The organism is Desulforapulum autotrophicum HRM2 (assembly GCF_000020365.1).
Classification (GTDB): Bacteria; Desulfobacterota; Desulfobacteria; order Desulfobacterales; family Desulfobacteraceae; genus Desulforapulum; species Desulforapulum autotrophicum.
Genome location: NC_012108.1, coordinates 4,767,246 through 4,781,856, shown reverse-complemented (window position 1 = coordinate 4,781,856; position 14,611 = coordinate 4,767,246). Strand labels below are relative to the sequence as shown.

The 14,611-nt window shown below is 52.0% G+C and carries 13 protein-coding genes; 5 read left to right on the top strand and 8 right to left on the bottom strand.

All coding sequences use genetic code 11. The features are described from left to right. Positions 1–359: 359 nt before the first annotated feature. Positions 360–986, top strand: a complete 627-nt coding sequence (locus HRM2_RS21040) for a hypothetical protein (RefSeq protein WP_015906057.1) — start codon at positions 360–362, stop codon at positions 984–986. Here HRM2_RS21040 and HRM2_RS21035 read toward each other — a convergent pair. From HRM2_RS21035 to HRM2_RS21015, 5 genes are read right to left on the bottom strand one after another with little or no spacing between them, the layout of a single operon-like run. Continuing rightward, positions 983–2,539 carry an NAD(P)/FAD-dependent oxidoreductase gene (locus HRM2_RS21035; RefSeq protein WP_015906056.1) on the bottom strand — a complete coding sequence of 519 codons (1,557 nt, stop codon included), beginning with the start codon at positions 2,537–2,539 and terminating at the stop codon, positions 983–985. The two genes, HRM2_RS21040 and HRM2_RS21035, sit on opposite strands and share 4 nt — an antisense overlap. Beyond that, entirely contained in the window at positions 2,536–4,563 is a 2,028-nt protein-coding gene (locus tag HRM2_RS21030) for an AsmA family protein (protein WP_015906055.1), read from the bottom strand. The genes HRM2_RS21035 and HRM2_RS21030 overlap by 4 nt, the downstream gene beginning before the upstream one ends. 14 nt (positions 4,564–4,577) lie before the next feature. After that, on the bottom strand, positions 4,578–5,324 hold the full coding sequence (locus HRM2_RS21025; protein ID WP_015906054.1) for a DUF4197 domain-containing protein: 747 nt from the start codon (positions 5,322–5,324) through the stop codon (positions 4,578–4,580). Between the two features lie 35 nt (positions 5,325–5,359). Continuing rightward, positions 5,360–5,809, bottom strand: coding sequence for a hypothetical protein (locus HRM2_RS21020; RefSeq protein WP_015906053.1), 450 nt, complete (start codon positions 5,807–5,809; stop codon positions 5,360–5,362). After that, positions 5,796–6,491, bottom strand: coding sequence for a cytidylate kinase-like family protein (locus HRM2_RS21015; RefSeq protein WP_015906052.1), 696 nt, complete (start codon positions 6,489–6,491; stop codon positions 5,796–5,798). Before HRM2_RS21015 ends, HRM2_RS21020 begins: the two co-directional genes overlap by 14 nt. Positions 6,492–6,639: 148 nt before the next feature. Between HRM2_RS21015 and HRM2_RS21010 the strand changes: the two genes are divergently transcribed. Then, entirely contained in the window at positions 6,640–7,017 is a 378-nt protein-coding gene (locus HRM2_RS21010; protein ID WP_015906051.1) for a fluoride efflux transporter FluC, read from the top strand. Between the two features lie 14 nt (positions 7,018–7,031). Continuing rightward, positions 7,032–7,361 (top strand): DUF190 domain-containing protein, encoded by a 330-nt coding sequence (locus HRM2_RS21005; protein WP_015906050.1) that lies wholly within the window; start codon positions 7,032–7,034, stop codon positions 7,359–7,361. On the opposite strand, the gene HRM2_RS21000 is transcribed toward HRM2_RS21005, so the two are convergent. After that, positions 7,351–8,970: an HIT family protein gene (locus tag HRM2_RS21000; RefSeq protein WP_015906049.1), complete on the bottom strand. Its 1,620-nt coding sequence runs from the start codon at positions 8,968–8,970 to the stop codon at positions 7,351–7,353. The genes HRM2_RS21005 and HRM2_RS21000 overlap by 11 nt on opposite strands. 3 nt (positions 8,971–8,973) lie before the next feature. Then, on the bottom strand, positions 8,974–9,324 hold the full coding sequence (locus HRM2_RS20995; RefSeq protein WP_015906048.1) for a cupin domain-containing protein: 351 nt from the start codon (positions 9,322–9,324) through the stop codon (positions 8,974–8,976). Between the two features lie 266 nt (positions 9,325–9,590). Here HRM2_RS20995 and HRM2_RS20990 point away from each other — a divergent pair, with 266 nt between their 5' ends. Next, the gene (locus HRM2_RS20990) at positions 9,591–10,061 is read left to right on the top strand and encodes an HAD family hydrolase (RefSeq protein ID WP_015906047.1); all 471 of its coding nucleotides are present in this window, start codon (positions 9,591–9,593) and stop codon (positions 10,059–10,061) included. Here HRM2_RS20990 and HRM2_RS20985 read toward each other — a convergent pair. Next, the gene (locus HRM2_RS20985) at positions 10,050–11,024 is read right to left on the bottom strand and encodes a thioredoxin family protein (RefSeq protein WP_015906046.1); all 975 of its coding nucleotides are present in this window, start codon (positions 11,022–11,024) and stop codon (positions 10,050–10,052) included. The two genes, HRM2_RS20990 and HRM2_RS20985, sit on opposite strands and share 12 nt — an antisense overlap. A gap of 95 nt (positions 11,025–11,119) precedes the next feature. Between HRM2_RS20985 and HRM2_RS20980 the strand changes: the two genes are divergently transcribed. Beyond that, positions 11,120–14,593, top strand: coding sequence for a UvrD-helicase domain-containing protein (locus HRM2_RS20980; RefSeq protein WP_015906045.1), 3,474 nt, complete (start codon positions 11,120–11,122; stop codon positions 14,591–14,593). Positions 14,594–14,611 lie beyond the last annotated feature (18 nt).

Genomic DNA, 14,611 nt, shown 5'->3' with positions numbered 1-14,611 from the left:
TTTGATTTTCCCCTTGACAATGGGTTGGTTTTTGTCTTAAATGATGAATATCAATTATTGCATGATTGGTATTCATAATTCTCCCTCCTTAATCGTTCTCCTCCCTCGGCACATGGACTGTCATACTGCAATCTACTGCTGCCAAATAGATTTAGGTTGACCCTAAGCCTTTTCACGGATTTCGTTGATTTTTGGATGTATCTGCCTTCTCGGGCTGCCTTTTCATGGCAGGGCCGTTGTATAGGCATATTTGTTCACTGACTCTGAATGCAATTTTCAGGGCAAACTTAAAAGGGGGGATGCAGGATGCCAATGTAATAATCATGTTTTATTAAGCATTTAACCCAAAGGAGGGGGCCATGAAACCATTTAAAACTTTGGCCGTATTTGTGTTAATTCTTTTTATGACAGGAAATTGTTGGGCGGGTGACCATGGCGGAATGTCAGCCGCATCCACAGCCGTCACCTGCCTGACACAATTTTATTCTGCCATGGCGGAGCTTCCAGATATCGATAGGGAGAAGCTTACCAGGAGTGATTGCAAAAAGATTCTGGCATTTATTATGGACAACAGGGAGATGATCATCAAAGACGTTGCCAGGGCCGGGGCTGGCTACCAGATTGCCAGAGTCGATCAGATCATTCAAAGCATGCGCAGGAAGAGTGAAACCGGTCTTGGATATTCGGCCGTTGAAGTTCCGAGGGTAACAGGGGAAACCTATTATGATGAGGTCACCAATCACCGATACGTTAAAGTTGATAAAGATACCTATGCAGAATTTACCAGAAAGGGTGCTTTCTTCAAGAACGTTCCCGCCAGTCAGCCACACCTTGTAAAAAGCCTTTATGTTCATCCCATTAACTCGGATGGATTTTTTCTCTATGCGAAACAGCATCCTGGGAAAAAGGAATATTTGACACTACCAGCCAAGGCCAGCCATCCTGCAGGATGGTATTTAGAACGAGCATTTGTTGCCCTTGATTAATGGCCGGGCAGGTATGCAAAGGCGGCATTGGCCGAGGCTTGGCCGTCAATGGCCGACGAGACAATGCCGCCGGCATAGCCTGCCCCTTCACCAACGGGAAAAAGTCCGCTGATCTGTGGATGCATCCTTGTATCCGCCTGCCTGGGAATTCTGACGGGTGAACTGGTCCGGCTCTCCACGGCCAGCAGTTTGGCCTCTTCGGTAACGTATCCTTTCATTTTCTGCCCAAAGATCTGAAATGCCTGTTTCAGGGCATTGGAGATATGCTCCCCAAGGATTTCCGGCAAAGAACAGCTGATCATCCCGGGGATATAGGATGTGGCAGGAAGGGTGGTGGAAATTTTATCATCAAGAAAATCCGTCATGCGCTGGGCCGGAGCCGCCTGGGTCCGGCCCCCGGCCTGGAACGCCCTTGTTTCGATTTGTCGCTGGAACTCAAGTCCTGCAAAATGCTTTAAATCATTGTGGTGCCCATACTGGCTTGAATCAATGGTGACAACCATTCCGGCATTGGCATGGGGCAGGTTGCGAAGGGAGTTGGACATCCCGTTCAAGACCAGTTCCCCGGGTGCTGTGGCCGCAGGCACCAGCATACCGCCCGGGCACATGCAAAAGGAGTAAACCCCTGTCCGTCCCACCTGGCAGGCAAGGGAATAACTTGCCGTTGGCAGAAATTTATTGTTCTGGTGGTCGCCATACTGGATGGCATTGATCAGTTCCTGGGGATGTTCCACCCGAACACCCATGGCATAGGGCTTGGCTTCAAGCAGAATATGGTGGCGGTCAAGGAGTTGGTAAATGTCCCGTGCCGAATGGCCCGTTGCCAGGATGACAGCATCTGCTGTGAATTCCCTGTGGTCGGTGGTGACCCCCATGATTTTATCATTTTTAAGGACGAGGCCTGTGACCCGTGAATTAAAATGAATCTCACCATGGCATTGGAGAATGGTGTTACGGATGGCCTCGATGATTCTGGGCAGTTTGTTGGAACCAATGTGGGGGTGGGCGTTCACAAGGATGTCCGGGACAGCCCCATGTTGAACCAGGATGGAGAGGATTCGTTTTACATCTCCCCGTTTGGTGGACCGGGTATAGAGCTTGCCGTCGCTGTAGGTGCCTGCCCCGCCCTCTCCAAAACAATAGTTGGAATCTGGATCCACCACCCCCCGGGTATTGATGGCCTTAAGGTCGTACCGCCGTTGTTTTACATCTTTTCCCCGCTCCAGGACAATGGGTGTGATTCCTCTTTCGATCAGTCCCAGGGCTGCAAACAGTCCTGCAGGACCACTGCCCACAACGATTACCCTTTGACCAGGGTTTGCCGGCTTGTAGGAAACCTGCCGGCAGAGTTGCTCCATGGGTTCATTGGAATACACGGCCGTCTGGATCTGGAACACGGGTGTTCGGCCCCTGGCATCAACGGATCTGCGCAGGACCTGAACGGTGTCGACATCATCCACACCCATTTTTAAACGGCGGGCTGCGGATGCTTTGATGAATTCAAGGTCTGTTATACGTTCGGGCGGGATTCTAAGGGTGATCTGCTGGATCATTCCTTGTTCCCTTTTAACGGCAAAAAGCCCTTGAACAGCTGCTTGACGTCTTCCCCTGTCTTTTGAATTGCCTCCTTGTCAATTTTTCCGTCCTTGACCAGGGATTTCAGGGCCTCCTCATCCGGGAGAATAGATTGAACCATGGATTTAAGATCTGGACTGAATTTGGGCTTGTCCAGGGTGCCGGTGATCAGAACCGGGACCATGAGACCGGAACGTTCTTTGGTGTCCCCCTGGCCTTTCAGGGTGGAGACGAATTTAGGTTCCACCCGTATGTTCAGGGTTTCTGCCGCAAGATCTGTTGTCCCCTTTGCTGTAACCCTGAGAAGGGGAGAGTTAAGCGCTGTACCGGTGATGTCCACAAGGCCGTTGGTGACGGTAAAGGGAAGAATTAATTCTGCAAAGTCGGTGCGGGGCTGGGTGGTTGACCGTTCCCCTAAGCCAAAGCTTGCCTTGGCGTTTCTCACCATTCCCGGGATGTCGATGCCGATGATGGCACCGTCTGTGAATTTGAGATTCCCCTTGCCGTTTAAACTTTTTTTGATGGCCCCGGGTGTATCTCCGGCAAGGGTTATCCCCACGGTAGAGTCCAGCTGGCCCTGGATGATCTTTTTTTCCAGCACATCGGCGACCAGGGCACCGGAGGCTATTTTTTCTGCGTTAACGGTGAGGTTGACCCTTGGCGTATCCGTGGTGACATCCAGGTCTGCTCTGGAAACAATGGTTCCCTGGTAGAGATCAAGGGAGAGGGGGTCCAGGTTGAAGCGCCCGTTTTTACCCTTGATCGTCATCTGAACCTCATGGAGTTGTGCCTTTTTGGCCACAAGGGATCCGATTTTGAGGGTTGCATTAATGGCCAGTTCTCGTAACGGGGAATAATCGATTTTGGCCCTGGCTGTTGCAGATGGTTCAGCAGGGCTTTTAGCCGTGCCAACAGGAGAGCCCGGGGGTTGTTCTGGGGGAAGGTATCGATCCAGATTGATCTTGTCAACGACCATGTCAACGCCCAGGTCGGGTTTTGAAAAATCTTTCGCCCGGGCCGAGAATGTCAGGGTTGAGTCGTCAAGAATCAGGGTGCCGTTTGAAACAGTAACAGCTCCGGGGTCTCCCTTGAGGTGAAGGTTGAGTTGAAGATGCTCCAGAACCCTGGGGTCGGCCGTTAATATGGGGGTCGAATTCCCAAGGGCCGTCAGGAGTTTTCTCGGGGAAAAATCAGACAGCTCAAGGTCCAGGTCAAATCCCGGGGTTGTTATGGGGTCATTAATCCCCCCCTTGACCTTCATGGTTATTTCGTCCAGGGCCTTGAGGGTTATATCCAGGGGAATCATTCCCCTGCCGGGTTCTTTTCCAATGGGGCCGACAAGTCCGTTCAACGACAGGGGATGGCCGTCTGCAATGGCTGAAAATTTTATTTTTATAGGGTCTTCCAGGTTGAGGTCCTCAAGGGTCAGGGTGACGTTCGAGATCTCTTTTGTAACCTTCAGCCCAAGGTCGCGATAGTGGATACGCCCGTTCTGGATGGCAAATTCATCAACGAACAAAGCTTTGAAGGGCAAAGCGCCAGCCTTCTCTCCGGCAGGAGTGTTCTTGTCTGCCGGTTGTTGTTTCGGGGTGGGCGGTTGTGCCTGGCCCATGTCCCAGTTTGTCCCCCCGGTCGTGTTTTTTACAAGGAAGATTTGAGGGGTGTCCACTACAAATTTTTTCACCTGGATGGTACGTGAAAAAAGGGGCAACACCTTGACCCTTACTTCAAACCGTTTGATTGTTATGAATTCTTTCTGGTCAAACCCCTCTGGGCTTCCCAGGGTGAGGTTGGACAGGGTCAGGCCCATCCAGGGGAAAACAGAAAGGTCAAGCTCGCCCCCAAGAACAAAGGGTCTTCCCGTGGCCTTGGACACCTGATGTTCGATCTGTGGTCTGTAGCTGTTTACGTCCACAACCCGAGGTACGATCAGGATGGCAAGGAGAATTAGTGCGACAAAGGTTCCAGATGCAATTAGACTCCACTTCAAGTACTTGTTCATGGACGGTTCCTAGGCTATTTATTGAATACTGTTTTTAATATGTCCGTTACCCGGGCTGCAGGATCCTGGCGGATCTTCTGTTCTTCTTTTGCCAGCATGAGAAACAGTCCGTCCAGGGCTTTGGTTGTGACATAGGTGTCAGGGTCAAGGTCTAATGTCCCTGCAAAGGGTATGGCCTCTGTTTTGGCAGAGAGTTCCTGAAAGTTCCTGGTGACACCCACCTCTGCCATGGTATTGTGGACAACGGGTCGAAAGCGTTCGGACAGTTTGTCCCAGGTTCGATCCTTAAAGTACAGGGTTGCTTCGTTGTCCCTGCCGTTGAGGATTTTTTTGGCGTCGCTGAAGGACATTGTTTTGACGGCATCCACAAAAAGTTCCGTTGCCTGGGGTGCGGCCTGCTCAGCGGCCCGGTTCATGCTCTGCTCAAACTGATCAATTAGACCTGTCATTCCCGCAGCCTTTAGAAGGGTTTCCACCTTCTGTACAGCCGGGGGCAATGGGATCTTTATTTCCGGGTTTTTGTAATATCCGTCGGATTTGGAAACCAGGGCCACGGCCTTTTCTGAACCGGTGGCCAGGGCCTCCTTTAACCCCTTGATAATGGTATCGTCTGACAGGGTTGTTGGCAGAACTGCGGCATCGGGCTTGATGGTGGACTGGAAATCTTTTAAAAGATCTTTATAGCCAGCATCTGCGGGGCTTAAAGGAGAAGTGAACGAAAGGACCGTCAGAAATATGATGATTCTGCTGAGAATTGCCATGGGTATTTTCCTTGTTTTATATGGGGTAAACTGGATCAATGTCCCTGGGCCTTGGGAGGCTCCAGGGGCGGGTCGTCGGTGAAATCAACCAGAAAGGGGGAGAGCGATTCAAGCTCATTAGGCCGGGCAGGGCGCCAGGATGCTGCAAAAAGATCATTTCCCCCCATGGGTGAAACTCGCTTGAGGGTTGCGATCTGAACATCACTGGGGTCCTCTTGTCCGATTTCAACCCAGAGCACCCGGGTGATGTCAAGATCATATTTCTGGGACACCTTTTTGGCAAAGCTTTCGATGCAGTTTCGAATGGAAGTACCCTTGTCCCGGTTTCGACAGATCACAGCCCTGGATTTGAGATGGATCACCTGGGGGGTTCCCGCCGTCAAATCAATGATTCGTATTCGATAGGCTCCCGGCCACCAGGCCACAGGTTTTTCACCGTCATTGCTCTTACCGTCCCATTCGTAGATGGTATCATGTAATATCACGTTTCATCCTTTTCTGTACCACTGCCTCAATGGCTGCGATTCCATCGTCTATCTCAAGGTTTTCGGTGTTGAGAACCATGTCATAGTGGTAGCTGTTTGATATGGAGGCGTTGAAATGCCTCCTGATAAAGGCGTCTCGCCTGGATTCCGTCAGGGTAATCCGTTTTTCAGCCTCGGTTTCTGAAAGGCCAAATGCTTTGGCAACCCTTTTTCTTCTTAATTCAAAAGGGGCGATGATCCGAACGCTGATTCTCATATCCTTGGGGAGAATGAAGTTGGCTCCCCTGCCGACAACAACACTTTTGCCGTATCTGCCAATGGTTCCGATCACCTTCATCAGGTGCTGCATATACTGGTCCGGCCAGAGGTAGCGCTCGTCAACCAGGGATGCGATCCAGTTGTCCAGGGTATTGAGACTCCTTTCGTCCAGGGTCTCCATGAACCTCAGGCTGATGTTGGCATCCTTTGCCATCTCGTGAACCACCTCCTGGTGAAAGAGATCAAATCCCAACTTGACCGCAAGCCCTTCCGCAATAAGCCTGCCGCCACTTCCAGCCTCCCTTGAGATGGTGACCACCATTGTGGGTGAAATCTTTTCCCGGGTCTGGCTATCTTTTAGATACTGCCATTTTTTGACCTGTTCTTCAATGATTTTGTTTAAGGCTCGACGTTGGTTATCCATGGAAACCTCCTTGCCCGGAAGGGCCGATTGAGGGGATATATAAATTATTATTCCATTAAAACAGGTGAATGTCAAACCGGGCTTCCATAAAATTGCCTTGACTTACCCTGGGCAAACACTTAAAAAACCATGGAAAGGAGACCTCCACATGGAGCACAAATTTGTTTTTATCGCCCTGGCAGGTGCCCTGGGAACCCTTGCCCGGTACAGCCTGGCAGGGTTTGTCCAGCAATTTAACTCGTCGTTTTTTCCCTTTGGCACACTGGTTGTCAACATCACCGGCTGTTTTGCTGCGGGTTTTCTCTGGACCCTATTCGAAAGCCGCTGGGCCGTTTCAGGAGAGGTCAGAACCTTTGTGTTAGTGGGGTTCATGGGGGCCTTTACCACCTTTTCCGCATTTATTCTTGAGACGGGTATGCTGGTCCGCTCCACGGAGTGGATCTATGGCATCGTGAACCTTTTGCTCCAGAACAGCCTTGGTTTTGGGGCGCTTATGGCTGGAATTGTACTTGGCCGTTTAATTTAAGGAGAGTGTTGTTTATGGAAGAGTCAACCAAGGCATGTCTCATGCGAATTTTCATCGGCGAAGATCAGAAATACGGCAGGCGACTTCTGTACGAGGCCATTGTCGAACAGGCAAGAACCATGGGCATGGCTGGGGCCACTGTGATCAGGGGGCTTCTTGGTTATGCGGCCCAGGGCAAGATCAGAACCTTTAAGGTGCTCTGCCTGTCCGAGGATCTTCCCGTGGTGGTTGAAGTGGTTGACACACGAGAGAAAATAGAGGCATTTACCCGGGCCATAGCACCCATGATCAACAAGGGTATGGCAACCTTTGAAACCGTTGAGCAGATTCTGTTCAACCAGTGATCCCCCCAAGTCGTGACCGGCAGGCCAGGGCAAAATCTTCTGGGAAATGTCCGATGATCCACCGTTGCTGGGCCTCGCTGAATGCACCCGGTGAATGGGGAAGCCGTGGCAGAAACGAGTAGACAAGGTGCTGGTCTTGGTCTTTTCTGTCAAACCGTTTTGAATATTCTATATTGGTAACCATTCTTGCCCCCAGGGATTCCAGGGTCCAAAGCGCTGCAAGTATGCCCCGATCAAGGGAGGCACGCAGGTCAGTGTCCGCCTCAAGGATGTTGCCGCACGGCCGTTTGGTGGTGAGCTGGAGTTCCCACTGGGATGTCTGGGCCTTGGGCACAAAAACAATGATATTTTCATCCTCATGCACCACTATGGACGAGGGTCTGTCCCTGTTTCCATCGGTTCTTTTATTGGATCGGATGGCCTTGAGGTAGTTTTGGAAAAAATTTTTGCCTGTTTCTTGTCTGTAGCGTTTGATAAACTCAGCCACCATATCTCCGCAGGCAAACGAGGCAAATGGTCGGCCCGTGTCGTCCATTACCGAGGCAGGAACCATTGCGTACTGCTGGTGGATCTGCTGGTGGGAGGCGTGGAGTCTGTATCCTGACTGGGCAAATCCAAATCCAAAGTTCCATCCCCACAGGGAGCCGTTAAAGGCCAGATCGCTGTTGGGCTGTTTAAGGCGACTCACAATGTCAAGGCGAAGGGTCTCAAGGGATTGTTTTGAAATCCGTTGCCTGGGGCCGGGCAGGTCGATTTCGAGCTGTTGGGCCAGCAGGGAATAAATCCGTTGGTAATAGAGATGGCGCATTCCCTCCATGTCGGTCAGGGTCAGATCGCGTATTCGATATCGAACTGTATCGTCGGCCGTGTTGGCGGCAAAATGGCCCCAGGGGATGTAGGAGTTGGTTCGAAGGTATTCAAATACGTGGCTGTCCTGTTCCTGCCATTCGCCCAGGATTTCACTGTTGCCCTGGATCCCCGGGGTGAGCAACATGGCCCGCTTGTAGTCGTCGGGAAGGCTGGGGTTGTTTGCGATGATTTCAAACAGGGTATGGTTGCTGATGGCCGGCCGTGGCCGTCCAGGAGCGGTCTGGTTGAACTTGAGACCCGTTGGGGTTGTTCCGTCACCACCAAAGACAAACGAGCAGCAAGCCTTTGCAAGGCAGACAAGTTCTTCTGGATCCGTGGAAACATTGGCAAGGGCCATGAGCATGGGCTCTGGCATGCCAGGGATGAAGTTCTGGGGATCCTTGTCGCTGATGCCGTTGTCGGCAAGCCAGCGGCCAAGTGTGGAGATAAGTGACACCGGTTTTTCCGGGGTGATACAGATGGTTTTTGGGGCGGCTGCAGCAGCATTGGCCCACCTGGAGTTGATGTAGGAGACCCCCCTGAAGGCAAAGGGGTTCATGATTTCATAGATCCGGTCGGCTGACCGGGCGTTAACCTCCCCCTGGGGAAAGTTGACCTGGTTGTCCACGGGAGTGCCGTCGGGCATCGTTCCCAGGGAACGAACAAAATCATTTTCTCTGAAGTTTGCCATCTTGAATCCAGGGTCATGGATTCCGACGATAAAATGGCCTTCTTTGCTGACGCAACTCCCTATGGCCATCGTTTAAATCTCCGGTGCGCCCTTGGGTATCAGACAGACAAAGACCAGGGTGTCTTGGCCCGTGTTTTGGATCTGGTGGTCTTCGTTGCCCGGAACAAACACGGCGGCTCCGGAAGAGACCGGGGTCCATTTGCCCTGGCAGAGGACCTCACCCATGCCTGAGTGAAAAAAGATTTCATGCTCCCATTCATGGCTGTGGCGGGGTGTGTGACCGTTTTTTTCAACTTCAAAGACCCGCATGCAGAAGTTGTTGGCCCCGTCTTCCTTGCCAATAACCACCCTTCCTGTAATGCCCTTTGCCACGCCATTGTCAAATCGGGTGGGCTCAATGCCCTTATAGTCGACTATTTTCATGAGGATTCCCCTTGTTATTCCTGTTCTGATTGGTATAACCGGCATGGTCGGAGCATGATATCTGCCCTGACCACAACGTAAATTGAAACGCCTTCACTGAGATGCTTTGGTGAGTGTTTCATATAGAATCACTATATCTTTACAGAAAACTGAAAAAAGTCAAGGCAAAACAGCCGTTTGGGTTGGTACAAAGGCTTTGTAGTGCTCTCCCCAATCCTTTCCTGCTGTTACCCAGGAGCAGGCGTTTTGCCCAAAAGGAGGAATGCATGATTCAAATAGACGTGCCTGGATTTGGCGAGCTTCGACTCAGTCACCTGGTGATGGATTACAACGGCACCATGGCCTGTGACGGCAGATTGATCGACGGGGTTGAAGCCCTTGTCAGAAAGGTTGCCCAGGACCTTGAAGTCCATGTGGTTACTGCGGACACCTTTGGCCGGGTGGCCCAGGCCGTTGAGGGTCTCCCTGTCAGTCTGCATATCCTTGGCCGAAAGGCCCAGGATCTTGCAAAAAAAGAGTATGTCACCACCCTTGGAACCAGTGCCGTTGTCAGCATGGGCAACGGCAGAAACGACGGCCCCATGCTTAAGGCGTCAAGGCTCGGGATCGCCCTTGTCCAGGACGAGGGGGCAAGCGTTACCACCCTTGTATCGGCCGATATCGTCTGTAAAGAGATCTCCCATGCCCTGGCGCTTCTGCTTAACCCTGAACGGCTTGTGGCTACCCTAAGAACGTGATGCCAGGGCCGCAAGGGCATCCAGGGCCGCCTCCCTGAGATCCTTGTTCTCAAGGGTGGGTATCAGTGCTTTGATCCTTGTTCCCATACTCTGGTCACCCACCTCGCCAAGGGCGTAGAGGATATCCCCCTTTACCGTGGTATCGGCCTCGCCAAAGGCCTTCCACAGATGGGGGGCGATTCGGGCTGCAAGGTCAGGAGTGGTTTCTGCCATCTCCTCGAGAACCACCATGGCCCCCAGGCGAACAGACCAGGTTGGATGGAGGAGAAGCCCGATAAATGAAGGAAAAACGGCATTGGCCCCCATCATTTTTGCTGCGATCCAGGAGGCCCTGCCATCCTCCAGAATGGTTTGAAGGGAGGGGATGCTCAACATTGACGGATCCTGGTTGATGATCATTTCAACCACCTCGGCCGGTGGCGCATTCCCGGTCCATCGCATCTCCTGGTTGAGGATAAGGCAGGGGACAGACATCACTCGATCCGATGCTGCTGCTTCCGGAAAAAGGGTGCCGTCGATGACGGTGAGAATGATGTTTTTACAGGCTGCGGCAAGGGGTGTCATGGCGCGGACCATGCCGGGGCAGTGGGGGCAGTGAACGGCTGTGTACAGGGTCAGCCGTGTGGGGATGTCGATGCAGGAGAGGCTTTTTTGCAACGTCTCCGGTAAATGGGGGAGCGGACCGTTTACAAGGGCCAGGGTTTCAAGAAAGGGGGCAATGGCCCTTGCCTGGGGAATGGCCGAATAAATGAGATTGTCCGTGATCATGATGCCGGGCAGAATCTTTTCCTTGTCCATCTTCCTGACCACCGTTAAACCGGGCAGGAGCGCTTCGAGCTCCTGGCAGAAATCGACAAACCTATTGTCATTTTGCCTGCCCGTCAGGGCAAGGGTGATTTTCAGCGTCCCATTCAAGCGGTCCCCCAGGCGGGTAATGCCTGATCTTAATTCATTGGCTTCCATGCTTTATAACAACCCCCTTTAAAAATAATAAAAATTCGTGTACCTTATACCCCTTTGAGACAGGATGACTTTAACCTATTTTGGAATCGGTGACCATGGAATTTATAGCGGATCTTCACCTGCACTCCCATTTTTCAAGGGCAACGGCCAAGAACCTTGACCTTGAACACCTTTACCAGGCAGCCCAGCTCAAGGGAGTGACCCTTGTTGGCACCGGGGATTTTACCCATCCGGGCTGGGTCTCTGAACTCAAGGAAAAGCTTGAGCCCTGTGAACCCGGGCTTTATCGCCTTAAAAAGAGCATTGCGAAAGAACTTGACCATGCCATTCCAAAATTGTGCAGGGGTAAGGTTCGGTTTGTTCTCCAGTGTGAAATCAGCAGTATCTATAAGCGACAGGACCGGGTGAGGAAAAACCATAATCTCGTCTACCTGCCGGATCTTGAAACCGTTGAGCGGTTTAATGCCACCCTTGACAGAATTGGCAACCTGAAATCCGATGGCCGGCCGATCCTTGGCCTTGATGCCCAGCGACTGCTCGAAATTGTGCTCGACACCTCGGATGCAGCGTTTTTGATACCGGCCCACATCTGGACTCCATGGTTTTCCATGTTCGGGTCAAAATCGGGATTCGATTCCATCAAAGGGTGCTTTGGTGACCTTTCAAACCATATCTTTGCCGTTGAAACGGGCCTTTCATCCGATCCGCCCATGAACTGGCGGATCAAAGATCTTGATGCCCTCACCCTGATTTCAAACTCCGATGCCCATTCTCCCATGTTTCTTGGCCGGAACGCCTCCAGGTTTAACTCCGATCTTTCGTTTGCCGCGGTCAAAAGGGCCCTTGCACAACAGGATGACACCTTTGTTGGAACCATTGACATGTTTCCCCAGGAGGGCAAATATCACTATGACGGACACAGAAAGTGCAATGTCTGCCTGGACCCGGGTCAGACCGCAGACAAAGGGGGTATTTGCCCCCAATGCGGCAAACCCCTTACCCTGGGAGTACTCTACCGGGTTCATGAACTTGCCTCAAGGCCTGCGGGCTACAATCCGGGCAACCGCCGTCCCTTTCAAAGTATTATCCCCCTTGCCGACATTCTTTCTGAGATCTTTGATGTGGGGCCTAAAACCAAAAAAGTCGGCATTCATTATGATCTTGCCTTGAAACGACTGGGTCCAGAGCTTGATATCCTTTTAACCAAACCTGTTTCGGAGGTTGAGGCGGCCGGTATCCCCCTGCTGGGAGAGGCTGTTCGCAGGATGAGAGCCGGCAAGGTTTCCATCTCTCCCGGGTTTGACGGCGAGTATGGCCGGGTCAAGATTTTTGGGCCCGAAGAAAAACAGCGGCTCAGGGGGGAACTTGAGATGTTTGCCCCGGTTCGGAGGGTTTCGTTAAAACCTGTGAAAAAAAAGGACCCAGATCCCCTTAAAACGCCAGGTTGCCTTGAAACGCTGGAGGATCTTAACGCTAAAGCGGTTCTCAATCCAACACAGCGCCTTGATCCCTGTGGTTTGCCCGGGGGCGACCCTGAACATCGGGCAAGCCCTGTTGCGTCGGAGTCCATGGACATTGTGGAATCCCTGAATCCGGAACAACGCCTTGCCGTAAAGGGCCAGGGTGTTCCCCTTCTCATTGAGGCAGGGCCTGGAACGGGCAAGACAAGAACCTTGACGGCAAGGATCGCCTGGCTCATCCGGGACCAGGGCGTGGCCCCCGGAACCATCCTGGCCCTCACCTTTACCAATCGGGCCGCAGGCGAGATGCAGGAGCGGCTCAACACCCTTTTACCCGGTCAACAAGGATCGGTATGGGCCGGGACCTTTCATCGGTTCTGTCTCATGGTGCTCAAGGAGTACGCAGGTTTTAAGGGGTTTATCGTGGATGACCCGGCAAGAAAAGAGATGCTCAATCAGGCTGTTGCCCATGCAGATGTTGCGTTGTCTTCTGCCCTTTTGGACCGGACCATTTCCATGGCAAAACAACACTGCCTTGGGCCGGAAGATGATCTTACAAAGATTGCACCGCCAGGCCTGGACAAACAGGATTTAGTCCGTGTCGCAAGGGTGTGGCAGGTTTACCAGGAACACCTTGCAGCCCTGGATCTGGTTGACTTTGACGATCTGATCGCCATGGTGATCAATCTTTTTAACACCGATTCAGCCCTTGTGGCAACCATCCGCGGTCGGTTCGCCCATATTCTTGTTGATGAATACCAGGATGTGAACAAGGGCCAATATCTTCTGATCGGGCAGCTGGCAGGAAACGGCAGGGGCCTTGTTGTGATCGGTGATCCAGACCAGTCCATCTATGGCTTTCGAGGGTCGGACAACCGGTATTTTCAACAGTTCCAAGCGGATTATCCAGGTGCTGAAAAAATTGTTCTACAGCGAAACTACCGTTCCACAGAGGCTATTCTCAGGGCTTCGTTTCAGCTGCTCACCCATGGTAATCAGGAAGGCGTTTCCCAAAAGGTCTTTTCAGATATCAGGGGAAGGGAGCGCCTTGTTATTATAGAGGCCACCTCTGACCGGGCCGAGGCCGTTGTTGTGGGTAAAAGGATTGAAACCCTTGTGGGCGGACTTTCGATGTTTTCCATGGATGCCGGTAAGGTGGGTTCAACTCAGGAAAATGAGTTTTCATTTGCCGATGTTGCCGTGCTCTATCGCACCCGTCGCCAGGGAAAAATTTTTGCCGATGTGTTTCAACAGGCTGGTATTCCCTTTCAGATGGCGGACAAGGAGAGCCTTCTGAATCATCCCGGCATTGGTGAACTTGTCTCACTGTTAAGACTTCTCAAGGGGGGTGCGACCTTTCAGGATCTTTTTCTGGTGTTTAACCATTTCAAGGCCGGTGCCGGCAAAGGGACAAGGCAGAAACTTGGTCAATGGTTCCGGGAGTCTGAACTTTCTCCGGCCGGGGCGGTTGAACTTCTTGGGGCAGCACCCTTTGTCCATGTCCGGAAAGATATTGCAGAAACCCTTTTGGGTGTTGCCCGGAAAATAATGGCATTGGGTCAAACGGTCCAGGGACTTGGCGCCTGTGACTGCCTTGATCTTCTGGCCAGTAAGGCCGATCTTTACCCGTTGATTAAATCGGATGAAACCAGCTGCCGGGTCTTTGACCGGCTTCTTGGGGATGCAAGGAACAGGGACGATGATATCTCCTGTTTCCTTGAGTCCCTGAGCCTGGAAAACGACAGCGAAAGCCTATGGCCCAGTGCTGAAAAGGTGACGCTCATGACCATGCACGGGGCAAAGGGGCTTGAATATCCCGTGGTCTTTGTAACAGGGTGTGAACCGGGTTTGATTCCCTTTGCCTTTCCGGGCCGAGAGCCTGAAGATATTGACGAGGAACGACGGCTCTTTTATGTGGCCATGACCCGGGCCAGGGACATTCTGTGTTTGACATATTCAACAAAAAGAAGGATATACGGCATCACCAGACAGACCGGGCCTTCAACGTTCCTTTTGGACATTGAAGCGGCCCTCAAGGAGCATAACCACAACAGATACCAGGGTAAAAAGAAAAAGCCCTGTGAAAAGCAGCTGGATCTGTTTCAATGATTCAGCCGGTAACAGGAG